The organism is Listeria innocua, assembly GCF_028596125.1.
Classification (GTDB): Bacteria; Bacillota; Bacilli; order Lactobacillales; family Listeriaceae; genus Listeria; species Listeria innocua.
On the sequence record NZ_CP117229.1, the window covers coordinates 2,318,164 to 2,332,384 of the forward strand.

Annotated in this window: 15 protein-coding genes; 5 read left to right on the forward strand and 10 right to left on the reverse strand. The window is 38.8% G+C overall.

Going from position 1 to position 14,221, the window contains the following annotated elements; genetic code table 11:
* Positions 1 to 33: 33 nt before the first annotated feature.
* Both PQQ29_RS12100 and PQQ29_RS12105 read right to left on the reverse strand, forming a co-directional pair.
* A complete protein-coding gene (locus PQQ29_RS12100; RefSeq protein WP_010991217.1) occupies positions 34 to 855 on the reverse strand; it encodes a YwqG family protein in 822 nt (273 codons plus the stop codon).
* Between the two features lie 83 nt (positions 856 to 938).
* Positions 939 to 2,150 (reverse strand): NAD(P)/FAD-dependent oxidoreductase, encoded by a 1,212-nt coding sequence (locus PQQ29_RS12105; protein ID WP_003769108.1) that lies wholly within the window; start codon positions 2,148 to 2,150, stop codon positions 939 to 941.
* A 450-nt stretch (positions 2,151 to 2,600) separates the two neighbouring features.
* Here PQQ29_RS12105 and PQQ29_RS12110 point away from each other — a divergent pair, with 450 nt between their 5' ends.
* Both PQQ29_RS12110 and PQQ29_RS12115 read left to right on the forward strand, forming a co-directional pair.
* The gene (locus tag PQQ29_RS12110; RefSeq protein WP_003763767.1) at positions 2,601 to 3,596 is read left to right on the forward strand and encodes an NAD(P)/FAD-dependent oxidoreductase; all 996 of its coding nucleotides are present in this window, start codon (positions 2,601 to 2,603) and stop codon (positions 3,594 to 3,596) included.
* 87 nt (positions 3,597 to 3,683) lie between these two features.
* Positions 3,684 to 4,313, forward strand: coding sequence for an SDR family oxidoreductase (locus PQQ29_RS12115; RefSeq protein ID WP_010991218.1), 630 nt, complete (start codon positions 3,684 to 3,686; stop codon positions 4,311 to 4,313).
* 45 nt (positions 4,314 to 4,358) lie between these two features.
* Here PQQ29_RS12115 and PQQ29_RS12120 read toward each other — a convergent pair whose 3' ends face one another.
* From PQQ29_RS12120 to PQQ29_RS12130, 3 genes are all read right to left on the reverse strand, one after another.
* The gene (locus PQQ29_RS12120) at positions 4,359 to 4,592 is read right to left on the reverse strand and encodes a YuzB family protein (protein ID WP_003725587.1); all 234 of its coding nucleotides are present in this window, start codon (positions 4,590 to 4,592) and stop codon (positions 4,359 to 4,361) included.
* Positions 4,593 to 4,613: 21 nt separating this feature from the next.
* Positions 4,614 to 4,940: a YuzD family protein gene (locus PQQ29_RS12125; RefSeq protein WP_003768177.1), complete on the reverse strand. Its 327-nt coding sequence runs from the start codon at positions 4,938 to 4,940 to the stop codon at positions 4,614 to 4,616.
* Between the two features lie 240 nt (positions 4,941 to 5,180).
* Positions 5,181 to 5,363, reverse strand: coding sequence for a hypothetical protein (locus PQQ29_RS12130; RefSeq protein WP_077904849.1), 183 nt, complete (start codon positions 5,361 to 5,363; stop codon positions 5,181 to 5,183).
* Between the two features lie 627 nt (positions 5,364 to 5,990).
* Here PQQ29_RS12130 and PQQ29_RS12135 point away from each other — a divergent pair.
* The 3 genes from PQQ29_RS12135 (at position 5,991) to PQQ29_RS12145 (ending at position 9,838) form a co-directional block, all read left to right on the forward strand.
* Entirely contained in the window at positions 5,991 to 8,813 is a 2,823-nt protein-coding gene (locus PQQ29_RS12135; RefSeq protein WP_187983872.1) for a MucBP domain-containing protein, read from the forward strand.
* Positions 8,814 to 8,986: 173 nt separating this feature from the next.
* A complete protein-coding gene (locus PQQ29_RS12140; RefSeq protein WP_003763779.1) occupies positions 8,987 to 9,223 on the forward strand; it encodes a NifU family protein in 237 nt (78 codons plus the stop codon).
* 114 nt (positions 9,224 to 9,337) lie between these two features.
* On the forward strand, positions 9,338 to 9,838 hold the full coding sequence (locus PQQ29_RS12145) for a phosphatidylglycerophosphatase A family protein (protein WP_003769113.1): 501 nt from the start codon (positions 9,338 to 9,340) through the stop codon (positions 9,836 to 9,838).
* Between the two features lie 23 nt (positions 9,839 to 9,861).
* On the opposite strand, the gene PQQ29_RS12150 is transcribed toward PQQ29_RS12145, so the two are convergent.
* The 5 genes from PQQ29_RS12150 to PQQ29_RS12170 are packed head-to-tail and all read right to left on the reverse strand — an operon-like array spanning position 9,862 to position 14,151.
* Entirely contained in the window at positions 9,862 to 11,172 is a 1,311-nt protein-coding gene (locus PQQ29_RS12150) for a hemolysin family protein (protein WP_003769115.1), read from the reverse strand.
* Positions 11,173 to 11,207: 35 nt separating this feature from the next.
* Positions 11,208 to 11,651 carry a GNAT family N-acetyltransferase gene (locus PQQ29_RS12155; protein WP_003763788.1) on the reverse strand — a complete coding sequence of 148 codons (444 nt, stop codon included), beginning with the start codon at positions 11,649 to 11,651 and terminating at the stop codon, positions 11,208 to 11,210.
* A gap of 49 nt (positions 11,652 to 11,700) precedes the next feature.
* Positions 11,701 to 12,468, reverse strand: coding sequence for a TIGR01457 family HAD-type hydrolase (locus PQQ29_RS12160; RefSeq protein WP_010991222.1), 768 nt, complete (start codon positions 12,466 to 12,468; stop codon positions 11,701 to 11,703).
* 19 nt (positions 12,469 to 12,487) lie between these two features.
* Complete coding sequence (locus PQQ29_RS12165; RefSeq protein WP_003722426.1) at positions 12,488 to 12,763, reverse strand: YutD family protein; 276 nt, start codon at positions 12,761 to 12,763, stop codon at positions 12,488 to 12,490.
* Positions 12,760 to 14,151 (reverse strand): bifunctional metallophosphatase/5'-nucleotidase, encoded by a 1,392-nt coding sequence (locus PQQ29_RS12170; protein ID WP_187983870.1) that lies wholly within the window; start codon positions 14,149 to 14,151, stop codon positions 12,760 to 12,762. The genes PQQ29_RS12165 and PQQ29_RS12170 overlap by 4 nt, the downstream gene beginning before the upstream one ends.
* Positions 14,152 to 14,221 lie beyond the last annotated feature (70 nt).

A 14,221-nucleotide genomic window follows, 5' to 3' on the forward strand; every position in this document is an offset into this window, starting at 1 on the left:
ATTTACCTTCTTTCTTTTTTGTAACGTGCTTCTTTAACAATCCCAGTTAAAAATAACATTGGAAAAATCCCGATTAATTAAATCCTGTTTATTAATAAAGAAGTTGCCGACTCCACTCATGCCCCACATGATATTTATTTGGGCACCTGGCTCTTCACTGTACTCACTATCTAATTGAAACAGCAATGTGTCGTGATACGAATTTTCTGTACGCATTCGCGGATCTTCTTGGGTGAAGAACGGAAAACCACCAATTTGACTACTATATGTTGCAAGGTCAAATAGCTCATTCGCTTTATCTTCATCATCACCAAAAATTTGCTCCATGATGTCATAAAAACCACTGCCAAATTCTTTCTCAAACTCTAGAATATCATTCATCAAAAGCTCTTTCGTTACTCGACCAGCAAGTTTATACTCCCCTTTGACCACAGTATAAAGGGCTGATTTATCAATACCTTCAAAATAAACAGCTTGTTCTTCTGCAGTCATGCTCTCTCTGTCTATATTCTCAAAGAAAAACACCCGAAAACCATTTTGTTCTGTCTGATCATCAAAATTAAGACCGTATAAGTCATCATGATAATCAACATAAAAAGCAAGTATTCCTGATTTTGGATAATTCTCGATTTGCGGCATTTCCGCAAAATTTATTTGCGCTAAAAAGAAAAGTGGTTCTCCTCCTTCATTCACTGGATAACCTTGTTCTTTCGGCAAATATCCTCTCCCACCAACCTTACTTTCTATTAAAGAAATCACGTCTTCATTTGTAAAGCTTAACTCAATACGTTCTTTCATTGTTTTTGAAAATTTTTCTGCCCACTCACTAGGAAGTATCTCAAAAAGTTGTTTCATGGACTTACCTACTTTCATTTTTCCTTCATTATAACATAACAAAAAAGCAATATCTGCACTAACAGATATTGCTTTTAGAAGTCTTATTTATAAAATTTAAACTTACCTTTACTAGCAAGAACGCCTGAACCACCAATAAGTAGTAGCGCGCGGTCATCAATGACTTTTTTCATAACGGAAGCTGGGTAGCCTTTCAGGTTTTTGCCGAAAACAACACCGATTGCGTCGTTATCACCTAGTGAGCAAACAGTTCCTTTTTCATGATAAACAAAGTCTTGTAGATCTGTTTCGCCTTTAACTAATTTAGCTAAGTTCACTGCAGCCACATCTGCTTGTTGCATTGCAATTTGAGCAGTTGGCGGGAATGGACGGTCATTTGCAGGGTTGATGATTAGTGAGCAGTCACCAACAATTAAAATTTCTTCATTACCAGGAACGGTTAAATTGTTGTTTACTTTCACACGACCACGACCTGCTTCAAAACCAGACGCTTCAATAACACTGTTACCACGAACTCCGGCTGCCCAAATAATTGTTGCTGCTTTAATTTCGCGTACTTCTGTTTCACTTTCAGCATATTTAACGCCGTCAGCTGTAGCTTCTTTGACTGGTTTACCAACATGGAATTCTACGCCGCGATCTTCTAGTACACCAACACCATAATCAACGAGTTTCGCATCAAATTGTGGTAATACTTTTGGAGCTGCTTCCATACAATAAATGCGCACTTTTTCGCGAGGCACATCGTACTCTTTCACTAGTTCTGGAATGCGATTAGTTAATTCCCCAAGAAACTCAATTCCAGTAAAGCCAGCACCACCAACGATAATTGTTAATAATTCATCGCGTGGATCTGTTTTCCATTTAGCAAATTGCGCTTCAATGTGCGCACGGATTTTTTTAACGGATTCTACACTTGTAATAGTGAAGGCATATTCTTTCAAACCACTGATTCCAAATGTTTCTGCTTCTGACCCAAGTCCAATTAATAAATAGTCATAGCTGATATCGCCATTTGCATCTAGTGTGACTGTTTTTTCGTCTTTATTAATTTTTACTACAGTATCTTGGATAAATGTAGTTTTCGTATTGTTTACGACTTTATCAAGTGGATACATTAGTTTTTCTGGCTCAATTGTTCCAGCTGCTGCTTCATGTAACCAAGTCGTTTCGTGGTGGTAGTCATTCTTATTCACTAGAACGATTTCGGCATCCAAGTTTCTTTGTTGTAACTTACGTAAAGTTTTTAGTCCCCCGTATCCTGCTCCGAGAATGACAATTTTTGGTTTACTCATCTGTTATCACATCTACTTTCCCTTATATTTTTCTTCACAAAAAAAATTGCATTAAGAATTTCTTACTGCACCTATGTAGATTGCGCTAAAAATCTACTGCAACCAGTGAAAAAAGCGGAACTGGTAAGTACCAATTATATTCCCTCTTTCACAGCTTACAAACTATATCATAGACTTTTTAACTTGCATTTTCAAGGAAGGGAACTCAAGGGTTTATGCTTCTTAGCGGTAAGGTTAGAGTGGTATATGATTTTTTTCACAATAAACCTCTGAGATGACTTGGTTTTCGTAAAAATCTTTTATTTGAGTGGTAATTGGTCTAGTTCATTTTTCCAGATTTTTTAATACCCCAATCCCGTAAACATTCTTTTTCAAAAATATATGCTAAAATATGCTTATTGCAACTTTAGCTATTTCATAGGGAAATTAGGAACTAGGGGGTGATGTATTTTGGATGAAAAAACAAAAATTTATGATATCACGATCATTGGTGGCGGACCGGTTGGGCTATTTGCTGCTTTTTATGCCGGAATGCGCAATGCGAGTGTGAAAATAATAGAAAGTTTACCGCAATTAGGTGGACAACTTTCAACGCTTTATCCTGAGAAGTATATTTATGACATTCCAGGCTATCCTTCTGTTCGCGCACAGGAACTCGTTAATAATTTAATACAACAAATGAAACCATTTGATCCGACAGTTGCGCTTGAAGAAGCAGTTCAAAGCGTTGAAAAGCAAGTCGATGGCACATTTGAAATCATCACGAAGAAAGATACACACTATAGTAAAGCAATCATTATTACTGCTGGTAACGGAGCATTTGAACCAAGACGTTTAGATCTTCCGGAAGCTGAACAATATGAAGGAAAAAATATTCATTATTTCATTAATGATCTTAGTCGTTTTTCCGGTCGTCGCGTTGCTGTTTGTGGCGGCGGAGATTCTGCGGTTGACTGGGCGCTAATGCTTGAAAAAGTGGCAAGCTCTGTTTCAATCGTTCATAGACGTAACGCTTTTCGCGCGCACGAACATAGCGTTAACAATTTAGAAAAGTCATCCATTGCGATTAAAACTCCATTCATTCCAACAGAAGTTCTTGGTAACGGCGATAAATTAACACATATTACGCTTCAAGAAGTCAAAGGTGATACTACAGAAACGTTGGAAATTGACGATTTCATTATTAACTACGGTTTCGTTTCCTCGCTCGGACCTATTAAAAATTGGGGCTTAGAGCTAGAACGTAATTCAATCATCGTCAATTCCAAAATGGAAACAAATATCCCAGGGATTTACTGTGCTGGTGACATTTGTACTTATGATGGTAAAGTAAAACTAATTGCGACAGGATTTGGTGAAGCGCCGACTGCCGTAAATAACGCAATGAATTTCATTGATCCAAAAACCCGAGTGCAACCAATGCATTCCACATCTTTATTCGAATAATAACTGAAACCACGAGGCGACTTGTGGTTTTATTTTTTACTCACCGGGAAAAGTTCTTTGTAGATATTTTTTAGGAGGAGATTAGCAATGAATGTACTCGTAATTGGCGCAAATGGCAAAATCGGCCGTCTTTTAGTAGAAAAACTCGCCATGGAAAAAGGCTTTTTCGTCCGAGCAATGGTTAGAAAAGCAGAACAAGTAAGTGAACTTGAAAAACTTGGCGCAAAACCAATAATTGCCGATTTAAAAAAAGATTTCCACTATGCCTATGATGAAATTGAAGCGGTTATTTTTACAGCTGGCTCAGGTGGTCATACGCCTGCATCAGAAACAATTAATATTGACCAAAACGGCGCCATTAAAGCAATCGAAACTGCCAAAGAAAAAGGTGTACGTCGTTTTATCATTGTTAGCTCTTACGGCGCAGATGACCCAGAAAGCGGTCCTGAATCTCTCGTCCACTATTTAAAAGCAAAAAAAGCCGCCGATGACGAACTCAAACGAAGCGGTCTAGATTACACCATTGTGCGACCAGTCGGCCTTTCAGACGATCCGGCTACAGGTAAAATCTCAGAAGTCTCAGGAAAACCTAAAACAAACATTCCTCGCGCAGATGTTGCAAACTTTATTAGTGAGGCTTTAACTGAGAAATCCAGCTACTATAAAACCTATACTATCGAAAGCGGCGAAACACCAATCAGCCAATTTTTTGATTAATAAAAAGCGATGAGCCAGATTACGCGCTCATCGCTTTTTTCTATATTAAAACGGATTTTCTTCCAAAAATGTATATATATTCGCAACCAATTCCTCCGCTGTTTCTCCGCGAACCACTTCTCCGTCCACTAGAGCAAACAAACTTGTCGCGCATAAATCACAATATGTCAGACAATCATATTCAATCACGTCTAAACTATCATCCGCATCTAATTTCGCAAACGCCGCATCAGCCCCGCTCGCCAAATTATTAACGCAAAATTCCACAATCGGATTCATTTCCACTTGCCTCCTAGACTGTTACATCGTTGCCAAGTAACCACGGTCGGTCATTACTTGATAAATATCTTTCAACCGAGGATTGCCTTCCGCGATAATTTCACCGTCAACCACAATGACTGGATACATATAATCTTCATCAACAATCTTATTCGCCATATCTGCTAAAGCCGCTTCATTTGGCGGATTAAAAATATCTACATATTCCACTACAAAAGGCTGTCCAGAAAACTTCCGACCAATCGCAGCTCGAAGCCATTCCTCTGTTTCTTTCGAGGACGGTGCTCCGACACAACTCGCACAAATAGTCGTTGAACCATATACATATAATTTCGCTTCATTTACCATCATGCTTCACCTCACTATCATTGTACAAAAACCTACCCCAAAAAGCGACTAAGCTGTCTCATTTAGCATAACTATTAAACTTTATGAATTTTTATAAAGATATGAATTGACACAAATTTCTAGATATATTATAATATTTCCAATACATTGCAAATCTTTAAAGCAGTAGTGTATTAGCATGATAAACCATCTATAGGTTGTACCCGTGATTTCACGGTCAACATATAAGTAACACTCCCTTTAACAATTGGGCGCGCAACCCAATTGTCTTTCAACCTTACCAGTTGAAAGAGCACGTTCCTTTCTGAGCCTTAGGAACGTGTTTTTGTTTGGATCGTTCGAAGCAAAGCGAGTTACGAGCCAAATATGCATGCGAGCAAAGCGAGCATGTAATCCTTCCAGTAAAGTGCGCCCTCCACACAAAAACTTCCCTCCCATCAAAATCCATCCACCATCAATCTAAAACCCTCCATCCCATTCGGCCCGTTCGAAGCAAAGCGAATTACGGCCAAATATGCATACGAGCAAAGCAAGCATGTAATCCTTCCAGTAAAGCGCTCCCTCCAAACAAAAAGCCCCACCCATCAAAATCCATCCACCATCAACCTGAAATCCTCCATCCCATTCGACCCATTCAAAGCAAACCAAATCCCCCCAAAACAAACACACACTCACCCTCCCCCAAACCCCAGCCAAAAAACTAACCATTCAATATTTTTAGAAAAATTTAAAACCTAACAACTAATTTATATGTTATATATATCCAAAAACCCTCCTCCCACACCAACCAACAAGCGAAACCCTTTCTCCCACCTACATCCCCGCCCTAAAAAACAAATATGTCCAATTAATGAAGCTCACTCTACTTTCAATAAATTTCTTTTAGAAAACCCATGATTTATGAAGAGCCCTCATGGTATTATAACTTTGCTTTGAAGTGTATTCGATTGAAACCACTAGATTCTCGACTAATTTTGTTGCTGAAATAGTCAGTTTTAACGAATAACTAATTACGAATACATTCCAAAAAACAAGGAGGAAATTAGACATATGCAAAAAGCAATCAAAATAATGTTAGCTTTATTTTTAATCACAACCGCATTTTTACCTTTTAGTAATGTACGGGGAGCATCAACTGATGTAGTAAATATCCCAGATCCGTATTTAAAAGAAGGTCTTAAAACCATCGTAGGTAATCCGTTATTAGACGAATTGACTGAAGCACACCTTGAGACGATTAGTACAGCGGATATTTCCTATATGTTCGGTTCATCTGGATATGCTGTCACTGGATTAGTTAGAGATTTAACTGGACTCGAAAAAGCGGTCAATATGACCAAACTATATTTTTCAAACCAAACAGAAATCACTAATTTAAATCAGATTAAGAATTTACCTAAGCTGAAAAAAATCGTTGGTATTACTACTGGATTAAATGATATTAAAGCTCTTGGCGAAATGCCAGCGCTCGAAGAAGTAGAACTAGGCGGGGATTATATTACTGATTTCACTCCCTTACTTGAAAAAGAAAACTTAAAATCATTTTCTTATAATTCGTATGCTTGGTTAGATCCAGCATATCACCAAATCGATAATGAAGAATTTACAAAATTTGCAAACCTTAAATCACTCGAAACTTTAGATGTAACTTGGAATAATATTTCTGATTTAGCAGCATTAACTGCAGATGATCATATTACACACTTAAATCTAAGTTACAACAAGTTCACTAATGTAGCTCCAATTGCTACGATGAAAAAACTTAAAGTCCTTTATTTAAACAATAACAACCTAACTTCCATTGATTCTTTAAATACACTTAGAGGATTATCTATTGCTTACGCTGATAATAATAGCATTACTGACTTAAGTAAGTTAAAAGACTTTTTTGAAGGCATGGCAGTCGTTGGTGATTATAAAGGTTTACAAGTTAACAACCAAACTATCACACTTCCAACTATTAATATTAAAGAAGGGGCAACAGCTATTTCAAACAACCCTACTTTGGATATTGATGGAGAAAAAATGCCTGTTTCTAGTATTTCTGACGCTGGAACGGTATCAGCTGATAATAAAACAGTCTCTTTCTCAAACTTACCAATTGGAACTAAGACTGTGACTTACAACGCGACATTCACAGCTACTTCCGCTAAAGGAGTACCGCTTAGTTACTCCATTAAAGTATCACAACCAATTAAGGTATCTGAAAAAACAAATTCAGCTGTAAACGTATTTTATAAAGATGAAAATGGCGATGAATTAGCTCCAAGTGAAACAATTTCTGGTAAATCCGGAGAAAATTACCAAACAACAGAAAAAACAATTACTAACTACAAACTAAAAGAAATCGAAGGCCAAGCTTCCGGACAATTTGGCGACAGCGATACAACAGTCACTTATGTTTACGAAAAAGCAGATGGCGCTCCTGTTACCGTTAAATACGTTGATGGTGATGGCAACGAACTTGCTACTTCCGACACGCTGAATGGCAAAATCGACGCTCCTTACCAATCGACAGCCAAAAGCATCACAGGCTGGGCAGTTAAAACTACACCTGCCAACGCTAATGGCGTATTTACAAATGCTAACCAAACTGTCACTTATGTTTACGAAAAAGCAGACGGCGCTCCTGTTAACGTTAAATATGTCGATGAAGACGGCAACGAGCTTGCTACTTCCGACACACTGAATGGCAAAATCGACGCTCCTTATCAATCTACAGCCAAAAGCATCACAGGTTGGGCAGTTAAAACTACACCTGCCAACGCTAATGGCGTATTCACAAACGCTAACCAAACTGTCACTTATGTTTATGAAAAAGCAGACGGCGCTCCTGTTAACGTTAAATATGTCGATGAAGACGGCAACGAGCTTGCTACTTCCGACACACTGAATGGCAAAATTGACGCACCTTATCAATCGACAGCCAAAAGCATCACAGGTTGGACAGTTAAAACTACACCTGCAAACGCTAATGGTGTATTCACGAACGATAACCAAACTGTCACTTATGTTTACGAAAAAGCAAGCGGCGCTCCAGTTACCGTTAAATACGTCGATGAAGACGGCAACGAATTAGCTACTCCTGACACGCTGAACGGCAAAATCGATGCTCCTTACCAATCGACAGCCAAAAGTCTTTCTGGTTGGGCAGTTAAAACTACGCCTGCCAACGCTACAGGAGTATTCACAGACACTAACCAAACTGTCACTTATGTTTACGAAAGAGTAGATGGCGCTCCTGTTACCGTTAAGTACGTCGATGGCGATGGCAATGAACTTGCTACTCCAGACACACTGAACGGCAAAATTGACGCTCCTTACCAATCGACAGCCAAAAGCATCACAGGTTGGACAGTTAAAACTACTCCAGCCAACGCTACAGGAGTATTCACAGACACTAACCAAACTGTCACTTACGTTTACGAAAAAGCAGATGGCGCTCCTGTCACTGTTAAATACGTCGATGGTGATGGCAACGAACTCGCTACTCCTGACACACTGAACGGTAAGCTAGATACTTCTTACGCGGCAACAGCTAAAAATTTGAGCGGTTGGAAGTTAACCGCTACACCAGCCAATGCCACAGGTGTATTTACAACAGATGCTCAAACAGTCACCTTTGTATATGCTAAACAAGAAGATGATCCTAAAAAAGAAGATAAAACACCAAGTAATACACAACCAGATAAAGACAAAACAACTATTAAAATCAATGAAAACAAACCAAACACAAGCAAACCAACCACAATCAAAAAACAAACAAAATTACCGAAAACCGGCGATAATCAACAAGAAAGTATATTGTTCGGATTAATTGGTACATGTTTCGTTCTCTTAGGAATTTACTCGGTTTCTAAGAAAAACAGCTAAAACAAACAACTAAAACTCTCTTATCCAGCTGATAAGAGAGTTTTTATTTGGAAATTACTCCAAAGTACACTACTTTCCCCCTCGGAAAAACCCAATTTAATTTCTTTAATTTTTTCCGTATCCTGTTATAATAGAGAATATGATAGTGCCTCGCGAAAGGAGAACTATATCCTATGGAAGAAATTAGTTATGCCGAAGTTGATAAAGCTTTAAAAAAGTTCCGACCGTTTTTAGTTCGTGATGGCGGGGACTATGAGCTTGTGGAAGTGACCCCAGACGGCATTGTAAAAATCAAATTACTTGGTGCATGCGAAACTTGTCCAAGTTCTGATATGACTTTAAAAATGGGAATCGAATTGACTTTAGCAGAGAAAATTATCGGATTTAAAGAAGTCGTTCAAGTATTTTAAGAACTACTATTTTAGCGACCAAAATAAGCGGTCGCTATTTTTGTATAAATATGTTTAGAAATCCTGTAAACGTCTATCATACAATATACATACAGTTAGAAGGAGGTAAGGACAATGGTAGAAAAACAAAGCGCCCTAGAAGCTAAAGCTCGGAGTTGGCTGATTGAACGTGGCGTAGAAATAGATGACATCGCAGAATTGGTATTATTTTTACAACAAAAGTATCATCCCGGATTAGAATTAGAAATATGCCGTCAAAATGTAGAGCACGTGCTTCGTAAACGCGAAGTTCAAAATGCTGTTTTAACGGGCATCCAGCTTGATGTCATGGCCGAAAAAGGTGAACTCGTCCAACCGCTACAAAACATTATTAGCGCTGATGAGGGGCTTTATGGCGTAGATGAGATATTAGCACTTTCTATTGTTAACGTATATGGTTCGATTGGTTTTACAAATTATGGTTATATCGATAAAGTAAAACCTGGTATTTTGGCAAAACTAAACGAACATGATGGCATTGCTGTTCACACGTTTCTGGATGATATTGTGGGAGCTATCGCAGCTGCTGCAGCAAGTCGTCTTGCCCATAGTTACCATGATGATATTGTTAATTAAACAAAAACCAGTAAAACTAGAGGTCATTCCTCCGTTTTTACTGGTTTTTCTTTGCCACGTTTTACTTCCACTTGCCTGATTGAGTTTTTATTCATCGAACGAACGATAAACCGATAACCTTCATGTTCAATCTCGTCCCCTGTTTCTAAGTCAAAGCGTTCGAGCAGCATCCAACCTGATAGCGTATGGACACCCGGACTTTCAATCGGAACGCCAATTGCTTCCTCTACTTCCAAAAGCGGCTCCGATCCCTCTATAATGAAATGATTTAATGCCACCTTACGTATTCCTTTAGGTCCTTTTGCTTCTTCCATATCGCCGACAATCACTTCCATGACATCTTCAAGAGTCACAATACCTGAAGTCCCGCCATATTCGTCTGTTAAAACGACAAATGGTTCGCTTTCTTGTTGCATTTTTACGAGTAATTCTTCTAAAACCATCCCTTCAAACACTTCTAAAACTGGCGATATAAAGGGTTTGATTGATTGTTCTACAATGGCTTCATCTTTTCCAAGACCGGCCATGACTGCACTGACACGTAACATGCCAATAATATGATCTTTGTCTTCATCTTCGGTTACTGGAAAAATATGATATGTATGCTCGGAAGTTAGTTTAAGCAAATCTCGTACTGTCGCTGTTTGGTCAATGGCAATCATCGACATCCGCGGAATCATGACTTCTTTTGCCGGCACATCCCCAAGCTTGAAAATATTTTTCATATAACGAAATTCTTGTGGATTTAAAAGACCTTGCCGGTAGCTATCTTCAAAAATAATTTTGAGCTCAGTCGGTGTCATTTGATCCGCATCATCAGTACGTTTCACACCAAACATCCGCGTAATTAAATTTGCCGAGTTATTTAAAAGCCAATTGAGCGGAAAAGTTAGGCGATACCAATAAACTAGCGGGCGCGCGATGAATAATGCTACTTTTTCGGTACTTTGAATGGTGAATGTTTTCGGGGCTAGTTCCCCAAGTACCACATTTAAAAAGGTAATTAAAATGAACGATACAAAAATCGAAATCGGTTTTTCCAGTGATTCGGGTAGTGGCAGCATTAAAAAAAGTGGTTCTAGCCAACCGCGCATTGTTGCTTCACCGACCCACCCCATCGCAAGTGCTGCGAGTGTGTTTCCTAGCTGACAAGCAGCCAAATAATCATTCATATTGGAAGTTACTTTTTTAACGTATTTCGCTCGTGGGTTATCTGAGGCAAGTAGTTGTAGGACAGTAGGTTTTCGAATTGCAACAATGGCAAATTCACTCGCTACAAAAAAAGCAGTCGCTGCAATTAAAAATACGACAAAAAAATCATTAAATACGTCCATTCCCAGTCCTCCTTATCCCCATTCTATACCCTTTTTCATCGTTTAAACCACAAGTCAGCAACTGCCTCACCATCAATAATTTCGCCCGTTTTCTCAAACCCATATTTCGCATAAAATTTCTCTGCCACATGGTTATCTGGTTCGTAAGATAAGCGGAGTCTTGCAGGTTTTTCTGGCAAATTTTTCACCATTTCGATGATTTGCTCCAAAGCATCCCCGCCGTAGCCTTTACCTTGGTGCTCTTTTCCAGTCATAAAACGTACTAGCCAAAATTCGCCGTCATCCGTATCCATTCCGTACATTGCATATCCAACTGGCATATTGTCGGCATAAATGACAATAGAATGATACGTTTCTTCAAAACTTGCTTCGATAATCGAGTACCAATTTTCTGCTACAAATGTTTTCTGGTGAGGATGGACTTGTAATTTAGCCGTTTCATGAAAATTATCTTTCGTTAGCTTTTGTATTGAGACCATTTTTCTAACCTCCTAATTATTAAAAAAAGAGCAGAAAAAATCCGCTCTTCTAGTTAAATTTCCAATCAGTTAGCTTCGTTACAGCATATGTTGGCTGAATCTCTTTGGTTGTTAGTGCCTCTTTTGAAGTGAAACCAGTATGAACGATTAAAGTATCCATACCGTAGTTGATTCCCGCCATAATATCTGTTTCGTAGTTATCGCCAACCATAATTGCTTCGTCTTTTTGAACACCGAGTTTTGCGAGTGCTTGCTCCATAATAATTGATTCCGGTTTTCCGATAAAAACAGGCGTCGTTTCTGTCGCGACAGAAACAACCGATGTAATCGAACCATTTCCCGGAAGCAAACCGCGTTCAGTTGGGATTGCCGCATCGCCATTTGTGGAGATAAACATTGCGCCACCTCGAACCGCAAGAGCTGCCTTAGCAAATTTTTCGTAATCTACTTCTCGGTCAAGTCCAACAACAACAAAAGCTGGGTTACTAGAAGTTATTTCAAATCCATTATCAGTTAGTTCTTGTTTTATTCCACGTTCACCAATAACATAAACCGATTTCTCACGTTTTTGTTCAAGCATAAATTGCACAGTTGCTTGCGAAGTTGTAAAAACGTCACCCGATTCCGCTTGAATGCCCATGCCAGTTAAATGTTCGGCTACTTGATCTGGTGTCTTTGTAGAATTATTAGTTACAAATAAATACGGAATTCCCGCACGTTTTAAATTTTCGATAAAAATGATTGCTTCGGGGATAACTTCTGCTCCGCGATACATTGTGCCGTCTAAATCAATTAAATACGCTTTATAATTCTTCAATTCCAAATTACCTCATTTACTATTTTACTTTTTTAATAACAAAATAAGCACAGCCAAAGTTGCAGTATTCGTAAATATATTCTTTTAACGTGCTAATCTTGTTGTCGTATGCGGCTTTACGGTTGTCGTCTTCAAAGAAACCTTTCAGTCTAAGTTGATCGTAACCCCAGTCGCCTACTATATAATCATATCGCCCAAGAATATCGCTAAATCGTTCATTCAATTTTTCCTCGTCAAAAGCATCGCGATAATTGGTGATAATTTCGTAGTTTAAATCTTGAATCGTAATCGTCACGTGTCTTCCTCCTGTCCGTACATTTTTTTGAGTTTCCATTTTAAAATATCTCGGAGTAATTCTGGTGTATATACTTCTTTTCGTTTAATTTGCTTCACTATCGGGAAAAATGGCGCGAATACAAACGTATCGTGCGTCGCAATCCGGTATTCCCGCGTTTTATCAATCGGTTTATTATCAAAAAGTGCCACTTGATTTTCCGAGTCAAAACTAGCTTTGTCCATCAAAACGGTACCAAAATACTCGCCTCGGAAACCAAAACCTCGAAGCGGAATGTCTTGCAGTTCTGCTTTCTTTCGGTAGATTCCGTCAATAAGTATTTCAAGTTCCTCACCAGACATCGTCAAAGCAATCGCATTTAGCGGATGCGGTAACATTTGGTGAATATCAAAATCCGTCACAATCCCTGCTTCAAAATCAGTCATAAAAATGCCCGCGTTCATCACAAACGTTTCCGAACCAGTCCATTCACAAACAGCCTCATTCAAAATGTGCGCAATTTCCGAGTCATCAAACCAATTATGCGCTAACTTCCCGGGAATCGCAACTACTTTTTCAGATAATTCCTCTCGTCCTTTATCAAAGAAAGCATGAATTTCTGCCGTTTCATTTGGAGGGATTGGAAGTTTTTCGGTTGCAAAAGTTACTGCTTTTTTAGAGATGATCTGATTATTTTCATCTATCTCAATAGTAACTTTCCCTACATGCTCGCCCCATCTTCCGGCAGCAGCCAGTAATGCATTTCCTTCTATTTTTCCATTTTCAAGTAAATGATGGGTATGCCCACCTAATATAATATCAATTTCTGGTAATTCTAAAGCAATTCTTTCATCTGTCGGCAAACCGAGGTGACTCAGTAAAATAACTACATCTGTATCCGCGTCTAAGCCAGCAATTTGCTTTTTAATCGCGCTAATTGGTTCTTCTACTCCCCAGCCCATCTCTTCGTAGTACTCTCGAAATGGCGCCGTCGCACCGATAATAGCAATTTTCACTTGTTCTATTTCTTTATAAACAATCGATTTCACCCAGTCCGGCTGCTCGGTGCACTCTTTATCCGCGTAAAAATTACAGCAAACTACCGGGAAAGCTGCGTGCTCGTATAAATTATCCAAGTCTTCATGTGCCAAAGTTGTTCCTTCATTATTGCCAAAAGTTACTGCGTCATATGGAAGCTGATTAAGTAAGTCCGTATTCGCAAGCCCATTTGTCCCTTCAGTAAGCGGATGAACCCGGTCTAAAAAATCGCCAATATCAAAAAAGAGCGCCGCCTTATTTTCTTTATCTGCAGCTGTTCTTTTCTCTTTTAAGAAATTAAAAATACGAGGCCAATGCTCCAAGTGACTATGAACATCATTTGTATGCCATAAAGTTAAATGTTTCATCAATCCACCTCACTCCTCACATATAACTATTGTAGCTCAAAATAGCTTTTTTTACACGCAGTAGGACCGTTTG